At 58.9% G+C, this 13,763-nt stretch carries 17 protein-coding genes; 8 read left to right on the forward strand and 9 right to left on the reverse strand.

Annotated elements, in window-relative coordinates; translation table 11 throughout:
* Positions 1 to 183: 183 nt before the first annotated feature.
* From BFP92_RS22800 to BFP92_RS22810, 4 genes are all read right to left on the reverse strand, one after another.
* Positions 184 to 423, reverse strand: coding sequence for a hypothetical protein (locus BFP92_RS22800; protein ID WP_065931209.1), 240 nt, complete (start codon positions 421 to 423; stop codon positions 184 to 186).
* The gene (locus tag BFP92_RS22805) at positions 423 to 677 is read right to left on the reverse strand and encodes a DUF6555 family protein (RefSeq protein WP_065931210.1); all 255 of its coding nucleotides are present in this window, start codon (positions 675 to 677) and stop codon (positions 423 to 425) included. The genes BFP92_RS22800 and BFP92_RS22805 overlap by 1 nt, the downstream gene beginning before the upstream one ends.
* Positions 678 to 777: 100 nt before the next feature.
* Complete coding sequence (locus BFP92_RS30695; protein WP_083221785.1) at positions 778 to 1,059, reverse strand: hypothetical protein; 282 nt, start codon at positions 1,057 to 1,059, stop codon at positions 778 to 780.
* A 151-nt stretch (positions 1,060 to 1,210) separates the two neighbouring features.
* A complete protein-coding gene (locus BFP92_RS22810; protein ID WP_099489076.1) occupies positions 1,211 to 1,972 on the reverse strand; it encodes an OBAP family protein in 762 nt (253 codons plus the stop codon).
* A 184-nt stretch (positions 1,973 to 2,156) separates the two neighbouring features.
* Between BFP92_RS22810 and BFP92_RS22815 the strand changes: the two genes are divergently transcribed.
* Entirely contained in the window at positions 2,157 to 2,420 is a 264-nt protein-coding gene (locus tag BFP92_RS22815) for a CinA family protein (RefSeq protein WP_239694308.1), read from the forward strand.
* 160 nt (positions 2,421 to 2,580) lie between these two features.
* Here the strand turns inward: BFP92_RS22815 and BFP92_RS22820 are convergent, their stop codons facing one another.
* Positions 2,581 to 2,859, reverse strand: a complete 279-nt coding sequence (locus BFP92_RS22820; RefSeq protein ID WP_065931212.1) for a hypothetical protein — start codon at positions 2,857 to 2,859, stop codon at positions 2,581 to 2,583.
* A gap of 15 nt (positions 2,860 to 2,874) precedes the next feature.
* On the reverse strand, positions 2,875 to 3,129 hold the full coding sequence (locus tag BFP92_RS32140; RefSeq protein WP_083221786.1) for a hypothetical protein: 255 nt from the start codon (positions 3,127 to 3,129) through the stop codon (positions 2,875 to 2,877).
* Between the two features lie 191 nt (positions 3,130 to 3,320).
* On the opposite strand from BFP92_RS32140, the gene BFP92_RS22825 reads away from it, so the two are divergent.
* A complete protein-coding gene (locus BFP92_RS22825) occupies positions 3,321 to 4,031 on the forward strand; it encodes a glycosyltransferase family 2 protein (RefSeq protein WP_065931213.1) in 711 nt (236 codons plus the stop codon).
* Between the two features lie 112 nt (positions 4,032 to 4,143).
* Here the strand turns inward: BFP92_RS22825 and BFP92_RS22830 are convergent, their stop codons facing one another.
* The 3 genes from BFP92_RS22830 to BFP92_RS22840 all read right to left on the reverse strand — a co-directional run bounded on the left by BFP92_RS22830 (position 4,144) and on the right by BFP92_RS22840 (position 7,837).
* A complete protein-coding gene (locus BFP92_RS22830; protein WP_065931214.1) occupies positions 4,144 to 5,724 on the reverse strand; it encodes a rhamnogalacturonan lyase B N-terminal domain-containing protein in 1,581 nt (526 codons plus the stop codon).
* Complete coding sequence (locus tag BFP92_RS22835) at positions 5,724 to 6,977, reverse strand: pectate lyase family protein (protein WP_065931215.1); 1,254 nt, start codon at positions 6,975 to 6,977, stop codon at positions 5,724 to 5,726. Before BFP92_RS22835 ends, BFP92_RS22830 begins: the two co-directional genes overlap by 1 nt.
* 182 nt (positions 6,978 to 7,159) lie before the next feature.
* Positions 7,160 to 7,837, reverse strand: a complete 678-nt coding sequence (locus tag BFP92_RS22840; RefSeq protein WP_065931216.1) for a TetR/AcrR family transcriptional regulator — start codon at positions 7,835 to 7,837, stop codon at positions 7,160 to 7,162.
* Between the two features lie 162 nt (positions 7,838 to 7,999).
* Between BFP92_RS22840 and BFP92_RS22845 the strand changes: the two genes are divergently transcribed.
* From BFP92_RS22845 to BFP92_RS22870, 6 genes are read left to right on the forward strand one after another with little or no spacing between them, the layout of a single operon-like run.
* Positions 8,000 to 8,425 carry a DUF2147 domain-containing protein gene (locus BFP92_RS22845; RefSeq protein ID WP_065931217.1) on the forward strand — a complete coding sequence of 142 codons (426 nt, stop codon included), beginning with the start codon at positions 8,000 to 8,002 and terminating at the stop codon, positions 8,423 to 8,425.
* A gap of 27 nt (positions 8,426 to 8,452) precedes the next feature.
* Positions 8,453 to 9,334 carry a TorF family putative porin gene (locus BFP92_RS22850; protein ID WP_065931218.1) on the forward strand — a complete coding sequence of 294 codons (882 nt, stop codon included), beginning with the start codon at positions 8,453 to 8,455 and terminating at the stop codon, positions 9,332 to 9,334.
* 10 nt (positions 9,335 to 9,344) lie between these two features.
* A complete protein-coding gene (locus BFP92_RS22855) occupies positions 9,345 to 10,973 on the forward strand; it encodes a xylulokinase (RefSeq protein WP_065931219.1) in 1,629 nt (542 codons plus the stop codon).
* Positions 10,970 to 11,647, forward strand: coding sequence for a class II aldolase/adducin family protein (locus BFP92_RS22860; protein ID WP_065931220.1), 678 nt, complete (start codon positions 10,970 to 10,972; stop codon positions 11,645 to 11,647). Before BFP92_RS22855 ends, BFP92_RS22860 begins: the two co-directional genes overlap by 4 nt.
* Complete coding sequence (locus BFP92_RS22865) at positions 11,644 to 13,125, forward strand: aspartate aminotransferase family protein (RefSeq protein ID WP_065931221.1); 1,482 nt, start codon at positions 11,644 to 11,646, stop codon at positions 13,123 to 13,125. The genes BFP92_RS22860 and BFP92_RS22865 overlap by 4 nt, the downstream gene beginning before the upstream one ends.
* Positions 13,126 to 13,135: 10 nt before the next feature.
* The gene (locus BFP92_RS22870; protein WP_065931222.1) at positions 13,136 to 13,756 is read left to right on the forward strand and encodes a hypothetical protein; all 621 of its coding nucleotides are present in this window, start codon (positions 13,136 to 13,138) and stop codon (positions 13,754 to 13,756) included.
* Positions 13,757 to 13,763 lie beyond the last annotated feature (7 nt).

Below are 13,763 nucleotides of genomic sequence, written 5' to 3' on the forward strand. Positions count from 1 at the left end.
GAGCAAAAGGTGCGTCCCGATACGGCAAAGCGTAACGACAAATCGGAGGACCCGGCGGTCAACCGCCCCTGGGAGGTGGACGTCGATCAAGGCGGCGTCGCACCTGGAGGGCCTTCAAAAGACCCTGAGTCAGGGGCGTGATAACTGGCCGTGCGTCAGCCCTGTTTTCGACAGGGCTGTCAGCTACCTTCGCTTGGCGCGGTGAATGCGCATCCACTCTTGGTAAGCGGCGGTGCGTTGCGCATCTGCGACTTTCTTCGCTTCGATGAAGCGCGCCCACGTCTGGGCATCGCCGCTGTAGGACTCGATGCTTTTGTACGCTTGCGCATCGAGCCGGTCGGCTTCGAAAAACATCTGGTTATTTCGCGCGACCTCATCATCGCGTGCTTGTCTCATCGTATAACCAAGCGTCTGGCTGTTCATCATGCGAGACCCTGCGCCCATTGCACCTGCGTCGCGGCGCTCCAGCGCACCTGTGTGATGCCGTATTTTTCCGCCATCGGTTTGGAAACACGCTTGAGGGTGTGTTGGCCAAATTTGGGTATGACGGCGACACCTGCATCGCAACTGGCCCAATGCCAAGCCTCGGCATTGTTCATTTGCGATGCGCGCAGGATGAACGACTTCGGTTCGCCGTGAAGTTGATACTCGATGGTAAAGAGATTGTTATCTTTCATGAGGCCTCCCTATGCTCATGAATTACAGATATTTGACGTCAAAAAAAATTCAAAAAATTGTCCGACAATTCGATGGGTGAGCGCCGGCGCTTATCACACCTCAATCATCTACTGTAAAAGTGACCCACCCGGCCGCATTCGTGGGTCGCTCTATATCGACGATGACGCCACTGACGGTGGCGCCACCGGGTAAATTGACCGCGACAAAGTTAGGATTGCCCGGCCAAGCCAGTGGCGTGTCGAAATCCAAACGCGCAATGGTCGGCTTGCCTCTACTGCTCATTCGGATGTTTACTGGATCATTCAAGCGTTCATCTGATGGTGTCCCCAAATGGCGCGATGCAGTCATCACACTGGCAATACCTTGGAAGTCGTAAGACATGCTGATTTACCTCATCTAAACGGGGCGGCTGCCTCCGATTTCAGTTATGCGGCGTGTTGTTTGTGGGAATGCGTGCACGGTTTTGAATCTGGTCTTGCGATAGAGAAGGGCTCGCAAATGATCGTTCAATCCAAATGACTGAGTGGTGCGTTCAGTGCTGATGGGCCGTTATCGTCGGATCGGTGATCTGAATAACGGTGCCCTGTTGCCATGCGTCCGCACCGGGTGCGATGGGTGGCGCAACTATATCGATGCGAGTCTGCTTCTTTTCGGTGCTGTCGATACCCATTCGCTGATCTCGCTCGGCGACCATCCCAGGGTCGGCCTGGCCATCGGTGGTAAACCCCATCATCAGTTGCGGCGCACCCAGCGGCAGACGTTTGTGGAGGTCGGTATGCCAGGTGTGCCAGGTCTTACCGTAGGTATGTACCAGTTTTTCCATCAGGGCGTGCTCGGCCACTTCGGGGATGCCCGGCGCGATAAGTTGTCCTGATTTCACTTCATGCACGTGGCTGTGCCAAAGCGCCTTTTCAGGGGCTGGCAGCGTGTTGAATAACTGTTCGCTGATGATGTATTCCACGCCCATCAACTTTGCATCCTTGCGATTACCGTCGTAGATCACGCATTGAATCACCTCCTCGTTGAGAATCGCGCAGTAATGATGCGCTTCCATCTGTACCTCAGGATGGCCGTTATAAAAGTGAAAACCGTCCAGATAGGCGTTCAATGCATCAATAGGCGCACGAGATTGGAGCAGGGCTGCACCGGCTTCCAAGGTTCGGGTAGATGCAGTAGTGGGTTCGCCGGGTGCCCCCACATTCGAGGGGGAATCATTGCCAGCGCAGGCGCTTAGCAGCGTAAAGGTTGCTGCCAGGGAACATGACTTGGCCATGCGGGCTGTCTTGATAATCATTGTCATAGGTTCCATCCTCTTGCTCTCTCAAGCTGACTGGGGAAAGTCAGGTTCAACCTCTGTAGACGTTGGAAAACGGGACGCCGTGCACGTTCAAAACACTTTCGCTTGAACATTGATTGATCTGAAGGTGGTCTTTGGAACAGGGTGATAGCGCAATCGCTCGTGCGCAGGAGCAATTATCATGTTTGCCGCCGCTTCTATCGTGGAGTACTTCAAACGCAATCGACCGGTCATTGCGACAGCCGAGTCCTGTACCGCGGGAAAAATTATCACACTGCTTTCGGAGGTCGACGGCGGAGGGGCATGTATTGAGAGTGGCGATGTTGTCTATTCGGCAGAAGCGAAACACCGACTATTTGGGCACCGTATCACTGCGCTTAAACATAAGCGATATTGGCGCGGCTGTACCATTCTCAAAGCCGTTCATAGGGGATGGGCCATTTGAAATCCGGTTATATCCAGGAGCAAATACTTTTCTCCTCAAAGAGTGGGAGAGGGCAACATGAAATAAAGTTTTAACGCTGTGCATATCCCTCGACGAGTGGCGTGCAGCAGGCTCCCTAAGCGTAACAGCAGCGGCAGGCGCAATTTCCTCGCCATCACCACTAGGGTTGTGGGTCGACGTCCAGCAGCAGTTCTCCGCCGGGCAGTTTTTCAGTGTGGCGCACCACCCCACAGCAGGTGCCGCCCTCCCATTCGAAGGTCAGTGTGTGAGCCTGTTGTAGCTGGCTAGGCCAAGGCCGTGCGAGTTGCAGCTGAAATCCAGACGCTGTGCGCATTATGCGTGCTCTGCATTCGCTCGCGAGTGGGTTCACGCCGAACAGCGTGTCCATCAGGTAAGCAATTTTGATTGATTGCATCGTCGCTTCAGTAGAGTCCGCCATATGAAGTCCTGTTTGTTACCCCACGGATGAACGCCTGGAAGACTGTCTCGACATGACCATTTCTTCCAGTATTTCCCGTATGAGCCTATTGATTCCTGGTTCCCCGTGATAGTGGGCGCGATTGATATTTGCGATGGTGAACTGATCAGCGTCGTGCGCCGTCACGGTCACCGAAAGGCTGCCGTCGGGATTGAACGCACAGTTAACTTCGCAGTTAGGAAGGCGAGCGCAAAGGGCTGTTTCAACCTCCACTTTGGTTAGCGTGTCCATCAGTTCACCGGATTAAAAGCCCGAACACGACAAGGCTAGTTCAAAATGCCGCGGCGTAAATGCTGGCAAGATAATGGCGTTGCGCGACGTACCTTTAGAGGTAACTGTTCTCGTAACGATAGATTCTTTAAACCTTCCTTATCAGGGCGGTGTCGATTCCTGGGCACACTTCGCGAGGAAAGGGATAGAAGATGATAGGGATCGTGATACCTGCTCATAACGAAGAACGCTATATCAGCAAATGCCTTGAGTCCGTACTCCTCGCCGTTGAACACCCGTCACTAAACAGTCAGCCGGTCGAGGTACTCGTCGTCTTGGATGACTGCTCAGATAGCACGCAGGCATTAGTCGCGGCGATGGGCGTAAAGTCGATTGATGTCGCCTTTCAAAACGTGGGTAAGACAAGAGCTGTAGGGGCTGAGCATTTGCTGAAAGCTGGTGCACGGTGGCTTGCTTTCACGGATGCCGATACCGTTGTACCGCCCGATTGGCTGGCGCGTCAGATTGAGTTTGACGCTGACGCGGTGTGTGGAACAGTTGAGGTCGACAGCTGGAGGGAATATGGAGAGGTAGTCCGCACTCAGTACCTCTCGTTGTACAACTTCATCGAGAACCATCGCCATATTCATGGGGCCAATCTGGGCTTGAGTGCCGAGGCTTATCAGAGCGCTGGTGGATTCCAGCATTTGGCAGCACACGAGGATGTTCAACTGGTTGCAGACCTCCAGAGGATTGGAGCACGTATTGTCTGGACAGCCACCAACCCTGTCGTCACCAGCGCGCGCCGGGACTACAAGTGCCAGGGTGGATTTGGAGATTATCTGGCTTCCCTTATGCCTCCCAATACCGACAAAGGTGTGGAGCCGTCCATAGGTTCAGATTCTGGTCTTGGGGTTGGGTGACCTTATGGAACTGATTGATTGGGTGCAATGGCCGGCCCCTGTCAGCCAATCGCTGGCTATCATTTCGGTGTGCTTGTCGATGGTGAGTGAGCCGGTCACGTGCCCGTGATCATTACTGCACCCACTGCACGCTATCGAACACAAAGCCCGGGCTAAGAAAGCCATTTCCCGTTTTACCTGACGCCACGCCGATCTCCAGTGAGTTAACGCCTACCTGCAGCGCTGTGGCCGGAATACTGACCTCGAACACGCTGTTGTTGCCGCGATAAGTGCCTCGAGTGATGCCACGGCTGTCGGGCTGCTTCGACGCGGGTGGCACTGGCGCGGTCCAGTGCTGATTGACGATCACTGCTGGACGCCCCCCGGCTTGGGCCAGCGAAATAAACAGGCGTAGCCGGTAAGCCCTCAGCTCGTTGGCGGCCAATACGAACTGGATGCGCGTGGGGCTGTTAACGTCGCGCCATTGCACCGCCGGGAATTCATCAGGAGTGCTGGTGCCTACGGTGTAAGTGACGGGGCCCCATGACGCCATGCGTGAATCGCTGGGATGTGCCGTTAGCACCAGGTGCGCGTTGAGAAAACCAGCTGGAGTGCCATCGGGCACACCAATTTGCCATTTCACCTGGCCTGGAAGCGGTTGCGCCTGCAAGCTCGCCTGGCTGGTGGTGCCGGCTTTGACATCAACCGTGCGCTGCGCGACTTCCAATTCATTCTGATAGAGCGTCATCCGGTATTGCCCCGGGCGTACCGCAGTCAACTGGAACCTCCCGCTACCATCGGCGCGCGCCCAATATTCGGCGTTGGCATTACTCAAACCCACCACCGCCGGCAGTGCGCTGGTCACGCCGTAAACGTGACCGGCTACCGCGCCGCGCCCAGCGCTGTCCACGAACCCCACAAGGCCCAGGCTGTTATTGACGAAACCCACGTCGATCAAGGCAGCGTCAGGGGTGCCACCGTCGGTAAACAACAAGCCGTAAACCCCATGCAAGCCGCCGCGATAGGGCTCGGTTTGGGTGTGGTTGGAGTACATGTAGTTGTAAAGCTCATGGGTGGTCGGCGTTTTCTGGGTGGCAATATCTTTGAAGAACGCACCTCCAGAGCTGAGTTCACGACTGCCCATCAGCATGTAAACCGCCACACCGGGGCCTTTGACCGCGTGCAGTGGGTCGTCGATCATCGGTTGTGCCGAATAGAACTTGGAGCTGGTGCGTCCGTCGGGTAGCAAAAACACATCTTTGCCTTCGATCGCTGTGCCGACGTTGGAGTCGGTACCACGGTCGGCCTTGGGCAGCTTGTTAACGTTGAGCCGCGCCACGAAGCGCAGCTCGCCCACAGGCAGCAAGGTGGGCGCATAGGTCGCCATGTAAATGGCCGCGCGGCCTTTTTTGGCCAGGTAGTAGTGGATCAAATCACCCGCCCGCGCGCTGATGACGATCACATCCCCCACTGTATGCGCCTCGACCTGTGCACTGCCCAGCCCGGAGGCGATCTGCGAGGCCTTGGGTTCGGTGGTCTGCAATTCACTGCCGCGATAACGCAGGGACACCAAGTCGCCATTGCGGGTGTCCACGCTGAACAGCAACTGTGCATCGGTGTCGACGACGATGCGGGAGTCGGTGCGCGTGAAGCCGAAACCGGCGAAGGCTGGCGTCGCCAGCGAGCAGAGCATTAGCATCAGGAAACGTCGCATCAGTGGTTTCCTGAAGGGAGGTGGCCCGCACCGGCATCGCGCAGCACGCCCGTTCGCGCAATGTCGGCCGGCTGCGGCGCAACAAGGTATTGACGGTAGGCCTTGAAGGCCTCCAGCACCGAAGCATCCTGGGGACGATAATCATCGCCACTCAGACGCTGCCGGTTGGCAACACAGGGCCTGCCCAGCGCAGCCTGGCAGGTATCGTCGGCCGACGGCGGCAGGGGCGTGAAGAGGGCATACGCGCTGCCAGGTTGCTGGGTATCGTTGAACAGCGGGTGGGATACGTCTTCGAAGTCATTGCCTTCCACCAGTAGATAGGAGCTGGCGGTACGCGACATGACCGCGCCCTGGTATGTCAGATGAACAAACAGGTTATTGACCAGTTGCGCGCGCACTTCAGCATTTCCCATGCCGCCGGAATGGGGTGCACGTCCCGAGGTGTCATGCACATAGTTGTTGAGCAGGGTCAGGGTGTCGTGATGGCCCAGAAATAACCACACCCAGTAATGGTGACCATCGCACGTTGCGGAGTAGGGCGTGCGGCCGTCGAATTCGTTGCTGGAAATCGTCACATGGGTCGCGCTGCCCCAACCGGTCACGATCATCTGCCGGCCGATGCGCGTAAAGGTGTCATGGTCGATCCAAACGCCATCGGCATCGTCGAGCGTGAGTGCATCGCCGCCCCAGACCACACGGGGGTTGATGTCCGACAGGGTCAGGTTACGCACAATGACATTGTGCGCGCCGCTCCCGATAAACAGCCCCATGCCCTGTATACCGGCATGAGCGCCCACGCCCAGCAGGGTCTTGTTCGAACCGATCTTCAGGCGCTGCAACCCGGCCTTGTCATACGTCACCGTGGCCGGTGGTTTTGACTGGCAGAAATGGTTGGCACCGTCGATCGCCCATTGTCCACCGCCATGGGCACAGGCGTTGGCCATGCATCCGGCTTCTGTTACTTGGGCGCTGCCGTCGGATACAACCGAACCGCGAAAATCAAAGGTATGGTCCAGGGCGATGACTCGCGGTGTGTCATCGGTGCAGTTGCCGCGCGTGTCGAAGCTGGCACACAGGGCTGTTTTCAGTTCGGCCGGTGTGCTGGGGCGCACGGCCGAAATTTGGCCACCGCCGGTCACGTCTTTGGCAAAACCTTCGGCATGGCTTGCCGCCAGAGCCGGTTGCGCCACCAGCGCAGCGGCAGCTAACACGAGGGCTGAAAGACACTGGGGCGTCGGGAACGTCAACGGCATATTCCTGAGTGGTTCAATACTGGCGGCCAAACCTTGTCAAACAGGCCCGCCATGATCTGAATAGGCGCGGGTATTTATCAAACGGTTTTAGCCCGACAGTCATTGTCTTCAGCTGAGGTTCAGGCGCGCGCTGTCCGCAGGCAGGGAGCAGCGGGTTCGCGCCGGCCATGCTCGCTCTCACCTCATGCGCTTGGAGCAGGCGCCAACCGGTCCAGATGGCTGACAATCATCGACGCGACCATAGCGCAGACGCTCTTGGGGTCCATGGACTCGTCAAACAGCAGTTCGATCGTGGCGTGAATCATCTCCACCGCGACACGGGCAGCGGTGTTCAGCTGTTGAGGATCGACCTGTGGAAATATCGCTGCGAGGATCTGCGCCTGTGCGGCGGACACCTTGCGGTGGGAGTTGAGCCGCACGTGCTCCAGTGCCGGTACGGCGCGCAAGCCCTTGAGAATCCACATGCCGCCCAGCGTCGCCTGGGTGACCCGGTAGGTGTCCAGGATCAGATCGGCCAGCGCCGACTCCAGAGCCTCGGGCGGTCCGGACAACAGCTGCGGCGTGATCCAGTTATCGATCAGCGCGTTCTGTTTTTCCAGCAAACGCTCACCCAGTACCGACAGCAGTGCGTATTTGTTCGGAAAGTAGCGGTAAAGCGCCGGCGGGGTGAGCCCGGCACATTCGCAGACCAGGTTGGTGGACAGTCGCTCTATTCCCACATCGCAAAGGGTTTGTGCGGTTGCGACCAGAATCCGCTCGTATGTTTCAGTGCTGCGCTGTTGTGCAGGTGGTTTCTTATGTTCTTGAGTTTTCCCGGCGGTGGTAGCGGCACGGGCGCTGGCAGTGTTGGGCTTGGCCATAGGCACCTAGCAAAAAAAGGTTGAAGAGTCAGCTTATCAAAATGAAAAAAAATGTTGCTGAGCCAGATAATGGTAGTTATAACTATCGTGTAGCGATGACTATCATAACCGATGCGTCGCTGGTGTGACGGTCTCTTAAAACAAAAAATACAGGTGATGACTATGAACGCTCGGCAATGGCTGTTCCTTTCACTGGCACTGATGTGCTGTTCCAGCGGTTATGCGGCGGCGGGCCCACAGGAGGCCAAGGGCCTGTGGCTCACGTCGGAAAAGGATGCGGTGGTCAAGGTTGACGATTGCGCCGACAAGCCCGGCGCGCTGTGTGGGAAGGTGGTCTGGGTCAAGGACGTGGCCTCCACCACCAGCGATTGCGGCGTACAGATCATGCAACTGGAGCGTTTCGACCAGCAAGCGTGGCGCGATGGCTGGGTGTTCGACCCCCGTGATCATAAAAAATACAAAGGCGTCGTTCGGGTCAAAGAGGGAATCCTCAATGTCCGGGCTTTTGTCGGCACCGAGATTCTCGGCAAGACAGAGCAATTCGAACGCATTGCCTCACTGCCTCCTGCACCGGTTTGCACTTTGTAAATCCGACCTTTCTTGTAGGAGAGCCCCATGCGCGCAACAACACACCATTATCTGATGGCCGCCTTGCTGTGGCCCGTTGTCAGCCCATCCCTGGCCTTCGCCGACGAAATGGCCAGCTATGCCATCGATGTTACGGCCAAGGCTGTATCCGACGTCCGTACTCGGGGCGTTTCGGACTCCTTGAATCATCCCGGCGCCCGCGTCACTGTTCAGGTTGCCCATGAAAGTGGCCTGGTCGCGCTTGCCGAGTTCACCACCGTCAGCAAAAAGCAATTTCTTGACGGTGATGGCCTGGGCGTCTTGCTCGCGGGTGGTTATCGCTTTGGCGATCCGGAGGCGTGGCACTACGGCGTGGGCCTGGCGGCGGAGATGTTCCCGGGGGCGCAGTTCAAGGCGCCGAACAAATTCGACTTCGACACCTTCACCCTCACCAATGAACGCACGACCAACTACAACAGCCAGTTCGCCGTGCTGGAAATCGGCTACGGTGCGCTGGAAGGTCGAGTCGCCAGGGTCTTGTCCAAGACCTATCGTGGCGCCAATACCGGCGGCGTGTGCGGGGCCCAGTTGCAGTTCCGCGACGATCCCACCAAGGGCCTGGAATGTTACGCCAAGGGCGACCGCAACTCCCGTGGCAGCATGCTCTATGACCTGGACTACAAATACGCACTCGGCATGAACACCACGCTCAAGCTGCATGCGGGCTATCAGCAAATCGTCAATTTCTCCGAAGCGAACGCGGCGGACTACGACATCGGCCTGATCCATCACTTGTGGGGCTTCGATTGGGGGCTGGACTTTGTCACCGCCAAGACGCGCGCGCGCGAGTTGTACATGGCCGAGGACGACGGCCATGTGCGCGCCACGGATGAAAACCGTTGGGTGGCATCGATTTCGCGTACTTTCTGAGTAGACCTTTATGACTTCGCTTTTCTTATCCCGGACGCCTCAGGCGGCCACCGGTCTGGAGCAACTCGTCCTCGCGGTGGACCTCGGCACCTCCGGTTGCAAGTGCGCGCTGGTTTCACTGGAAGGCGATATTCGCGCATGGGCGTTTCACAGCGTGCCGCTGCATGTGAACGGGTTGAGCGTCGAGCAGGCGCCGCAGGACTGGTGGGATGCCTTCCTGCGCGGCGCCAACGAACTGTTGGGCGCCGACCCTGTCAGGCGCCGCCAAGTGATCGCGGTGTGTTGTTCGACACAGAGCGAAGGCACGGTGTGCGTGGATGGGGACGGCGTGGCCATTGGGCGCGCGATGTTGTGGCTGGATAAACGCGGCGCCGGTGCGGTTAAAAAACGCATGGGAGGAGGGCGGTTCAGCCTGGCCGGGTACGGGCCGCTCAAACTCTGGCGTTCGCTGCGCTTGACCGGTGGCGTGGCGTCTTTGTCCGGCATGGATTCGGCCGGGCACATGGCCTACATCCACGATCACGAGCCGCAGCGCTATGAGCGAACCCACAAGTTTCTCAACGTGCTCGACTACATGAACTTGCGCCTATCGGGTCGCTATTGCGCCACCAGCGACTCGATGCTGACCGCCTGGATCACCGATAACCGCGATCCTCATCGCATCCGCTATGACGATGGTCTGGTCAAGGCACTGGGAATTGAGGCTGGCAAGCTGCCCGAGTTGGTCCGCTCCACGGATGTCATTGGCACGTTACGTCCTGAGCTTGCCGAGAGCCTCGGTCTTGCGCGCACCACGCAAGTGGTAGCGGGCGCCGTCGACACCTCGGCGGTGGCCGTTGGCGCCACTGTCAGCGACTTTGCCCCACACCTGTATCTGGGCACCTCATCGTGGGTGGGCGCACACGTCCCCTTCAAGAAAACCAGCGTGCGTCACCACATTGCGGCGGTACCCAGTGCTGTCAACGGTCGCTACCTGGCGATGGCGATGCAGTCGGCGGCGGGCGCTAACCTTTCATTCCTGCGTGACAAGGTGCTGTACCACCCGGATGAGCTGCTCAGTGATGAACAGCAACCGGACGTCTACGCCTTGCTCGACCGCATCGCCGCGCGGGTGCCGCCAGGTTCCAGAGGGTTGATTTACACACCCTGGTTGTGTGGCGAGCGCTCGCCGATCAGTGATCCGAGCCTGCGTGCCGGTTTGTTCAACCTGAAACTGGAGCACTCACGGGAAGACATCATTCGCGCCTTCATGGAAGGGGTCGCGCTCAATACGCGCTGGATGTTCGAACCGTTCGCGCGCTTTCTCGGCCAGCCCAGCGATGTGATCGTGGCAACCGGTGGCGGTGCCCAATCGGACGTGTGGTGCCAGATCATGGCTGACGTCTGTGGGCGCGTTATCCAGCAGCCGCAGAACGCGATCCAGACCAATGCACGCGGTGCGGCGTTCATTGCGGCGGTGGCGTTGGGCAAGCTGCAGTTTCACGACCTACCCAGTCTCAAACGCCCGCACCGCGTGTTTGAACCGTCCCGTGCCACTCGCGCGCTGTACGACGATCAATTCGCCACGTTTCAGGAGGTTCGCAAACGCCTCGCGCCCCTTTACCGACGCCTGAACCCTCCACAGGAGACTGCCTCATGAGTCATGTCCAAGAGCAAATTGTCGAGCTCTCGCAGCATTTGTGTCGCCGCGGTTTTTTTGCGGCCACCGGCGGCAATCTCGCGCTGCGCATCGATGCGCAGCACATCGCCGTCACGCCGTCGGCCACTGACTATTTCACCATGCGCCCCGAGGATGTCTGCGTGCTGCGCCTCAAGGATCTGGCGCAGCTCTGCGGTGAACGTGCACCCACGGTTGAAAGCGGGCTGCATGCAAAAATCCTGCGGGCGCGCCCGGACGTGCAGTGCAGCATCCACACGCATCAACCCGTAGCCAGTGCTTGCACCTTGCTCGGCGAACCGATGGATGTGCTCAACCCTGAACTGTGGGATTCCTTGGGTAAACACATTCCCTTGGTCGGGTACGCACCTTCAGGCTCCAACTGGCTGGCCGGCAAGTTCGGCCGGGCCATTCGTTGGGACTACAACGCGTACCTGATGCGCAACCACGGAGTGTTGTGCTGTGGCCCGGATGTCGAGACAACCCTGTCGCGCCTTGAGGACCTCGAGACCTTTTGCCGTGACTACCTGTTACGCCAAATCACCGAACAGTCCCGGCATAAATCACAGTCACCTGCCGCCGTCGCACGCCTGGTCGACGCACTGGTGCGTTCCAGCGCTGCCCAAGCCCACTCATCTTCCGAGACCCCATCATGAACAAACCCCTTGATCCCGTCACATTGCCTGCACCGGCAGATTCAGCGGTTTCGCAATGGCCTGATGTCGACTCGCTGTATCGGCGCTTCGATGCGCTGGTCAAGCAGCCGATTCGCCCCTTGAAACGTGAGGCGCTGAACAAGGTCATGGGCTACTTCGACGAGCGCTGCCAGGGTTCGAGGCGGCTTGCCGAGGAGGCCAAGAAATTCATACCGGGGGGCGTGCAGCATAACCTCGCGTTCAATCACCCGTTCCCACTCGCCATCGCCCAGGCCAAGGGCGCGCATCTGACCGATGTGGACGGCAACCGCTATATCGATTTTCTACAGGCCGGCGGTCCGACTTTGCTGGGCTCCAACCATCCGGCGATTCGTGAGCAGGTCAACCGGATCCTCGACGACTGCGGGCCGGTCACCGGCCTGCTGCATGAATACGAGGTGAAGCTGGCGCAGTTGGTCTGCGAAGTGATGCCCGGGGTCGACATGGTGCGCCTGCTCGGCTCCGGCACCGAGGCGGTCATGGCGGCGGTGCGTTTGGCGCGTGCCTATACCCGCAAGAAATGGGTGATCAAGATCGGCGGGGCGTATCACGGCTGGAGTGACCAGTTGGTATACGGCATGCGGTTGCCGGGCACCGGCCGTATGGAGGCCGTCGGCATTCCGCGCGGCGCCACGGCCCACACCCAGGAAAGCCCACCGAATAACCTGGACGCGTTGCGTCGGCGCTTGCAGATAAACCGTCTGCGCGGCGGCACGGCGGCGATCATGGTGGAGCCCTTCGGCCCGGAAAGTGGCACGCGTCCGGTGCACCCGGACTTCAACCGCCAACTGCGCAAGCTGTGCGATGAGTTCGACACGCTGCTGATTTTCGATGAAGTGGTCACCGGCTTCCGCGCCGGCTTGGGCGGCGCGCAAGGGTATTTCAACGTGATGCCGGACATCACCGTACTGGGCAAATGCCTGACCGGCGGCTACCCGATGGCGGGTGCGATCGGTGGGCGCAGGGACGTGATGCAATTGCTCGCCGGTGGCATCGGCACCAGTGCACGGCGCGCATTTGTCGGCGGCACGTTATCGGCCAACCCGTTGTCCTGCGTCGCGGGTTACTACGCCTTGATCGAGGCGCGCAAACTGAATGCGCCGGCGTTGGCGGGACGCGCGGGTGACCGTATGCGCAAGGGGCTGGACGAAATCATTAACCGCCGTGGCTTACCCTATGTGGCCTATAACATGGGCTCGATCGTGCACCTGCAAACCTCAGGCGTGTTGTTGCTGGATACCAGCAACCCGCTCAAGTTGCTGCGTGCACGTAACGAAGCCAAGTCGCGCAAGCACATGATGGAAGAGATGGGGGCTGCTTATACGGCCCACGGGGTGATCACGCTGGCCGGCAGTCGGATCTATACCAGCCTGGCGGATACCGACGACGTCATCGACGACGCGCTCGAGCGATTCGACGCCGTTTTTCAACTGGTGTGAGGTGAGCGTGATGCAGGATGTACTGCGGCAACAATGGCTGGAAATCCGGCAACGGCTGGTGGGTCTGGTGCAGGAGGGGAGCAGTTTTTCCTTGCGCATACCGGGCGAGCAAAGCATATGGTGGGGCCAGTTGGATGACTTGGCCCCCACTCACGTCGATTGGCCGGTGCATGTGCTGGGTGACAGCCAGACCCACCAGGCGATCTACCGTGCCCGGAGTGACGTCGGCGCCATTTTGCTGGGCGGAGGGGACTTCGCCCAGCGCCTGGCAGACTTTGGCGGGGTCATGCCCATTTTATTTGATGAGCAGGCACGGCATATTGGCCATATGGGGGCGCCGGCGGCGTCAGTCCACGACATTCCCGGCGCCTTGCAGCGGGGTGGCAATGCCGTGTTGATCAAGGGCGTGCCCGCGACCCTGGGCACCACCGGTACTCGGATGGCGATGAATGCGCAGCTGTTTGAAAAGTGCGCCAAGGCCTTCACCCTCGCCAAAGCGTCTGGCGCCAAGATGACGCTGTTGCCCTGGTGGGTGGTGCTCGTCGCCAACGGCCGACTGATGAAAGATGAAAAACGCGCGACGCAATGTTTTGCCCGAGGCGAGATTCCGCCCGAAAACCGTGGTTACTGAAAACCCT

Source organism: Pseudomonas sp. 58 R 3, assembly GCF_900006605.1.
Taxonomy (GTDB): domain Bacteria; phylum Pseudomonadota; class Gammaproteobacteria; order Pseudomonadales; family Pseudomonadaceae; genus Aquipseudomonas; species Aquipseudomonas salomonii.

What these genes read in the sequence shown, in the direction of transcription:
- BFP92_RS22800 (WP_065931209.1), bottom strand. Translation starts at nt 423, where the DNA reads ATGAACAGCCAGACGCTTGGTTATACGATGAGACAAGCACGCGATGAT.
- BFP92_RS22805 (WP_065931210.1), bottom strand. Translation starts at nt 677, where the DNA reads ATGAAAGATAACAATCTCTTTACCATCGAGTATCAACTTCACGGCGAA.
- BFP92_RS30695 (WP_083221785.1), bottom strand. Translation starts at nt 1,059, where the DNA reads ATGTCTTACGACTTCCAAGGTATTGCCAGTGTGATGACTGCATCGCGC.
- BFP92_RS22810 (WP_099489076.1), bottom strand. Translation starts at nt 1,972, where the DNA reads ATGATTATCAAGACAGCCCGCATGGCCAAGTCATGTTCCCTGGCAGCA.
- BFP92_RS22815 (WP_239694308.1), top strand. Translation starts at nt 2,157, where the DNA reads ATGTTTGCCGCCGCTTCTATCGTGGAGTACTTCAAACGCAATCGACCG.
- BFP92_RS22820 (WP_065931212.1), bottom strand. Translation starts at nt 2,859, where the DNA reads ATGGCGGACTCTACTGAAGCGACGATGCAATCAATCAAAATTGCTTAC.
- BFP92_RS32140 (WP_083221786.1), bottom strand. Translation starts at nt 3,129, where the DNA reads ATGGACACGCTAACCAAAGTGGAGGTTGAAACAGCCCTTTGCGCTCGC.
- BFP92_RS22825 (WP_065931213.1), top strand. Translation starts at nt 3,321, where the DNA reads ATGATAGGGATCGTGATACCTGCTCATAACGAAGAACGCTATATCAGC.
- BFP92_RS22830 (WP_065931214.1), bottom strand. Translation starts at nt 5,724, where the DNA reads ATGCGACGTTTCCTGATGCTAATGCTCTGCTCGCTGGCGACGCCAGCC.
- BFP92_RS22835 (WP_065931215.1), bottom strand. Translation starts at nt 6,977, where the DNA reads ATGCCGTTGACGTTCCCGACGCCCCAGTGTCTTTCAGCCCTCGTGTTA.
- BFP92_RS22840 (WP_065931216.1), bottom strand. Translation starts at nt 7,837, where the DNA reads ATGGCCAAGCCCAACACTGCCAGCGCCCGTGCCGCTACCACCGCCGGG.
- BFP92_RS22845 (WP_065931217.1), top strand. Translation starts at nt 8,000, where the DNA reads ATGAACGCTCGGCAATGGCTGTTCCTTTCACTGGCACTGATGTGCTGT.
- BFP92_RS22850 (WP_065931218.1), top strand. Translation starts at nt 8,453, where the DNA reads ATGCGCGCAACAACACACCATTATCTGATGGCCGCCTTGCTGTGGCCC.
- BFP92_RS22855 (WP_065931219.1), top strand. Translation starts at nt 9,345, where the DNA reads ATGACTTCGCTTTTCTTATCCCGGACGCCTCAGGCGGCCACCGGTCTG.
- BFP92_RS22860 (WP_065931220.1), top strand. Translation starts at nt 10,970, where the DNA reads ATGAGTCATGTCCAAGAGCAAATTGTCGAGCTCTCGCAGCATTTGTGT.
- BFP92_RS22865 (WP_065931221.1), top strand. Translation starts at nt 11,644, where the DNA reads ATGAACAAACCCCTTGATCCCGTCACATTGCCTGCACCGGCAGATTCA.
- BFP92_RS22870 (WP_065931222.1), top strand. Translation starts at nt 13,136, where the DNA reads ATGCAGGATGTACTGCGGCAACAATGGCTGGAAATCCGGCAACGGCTG.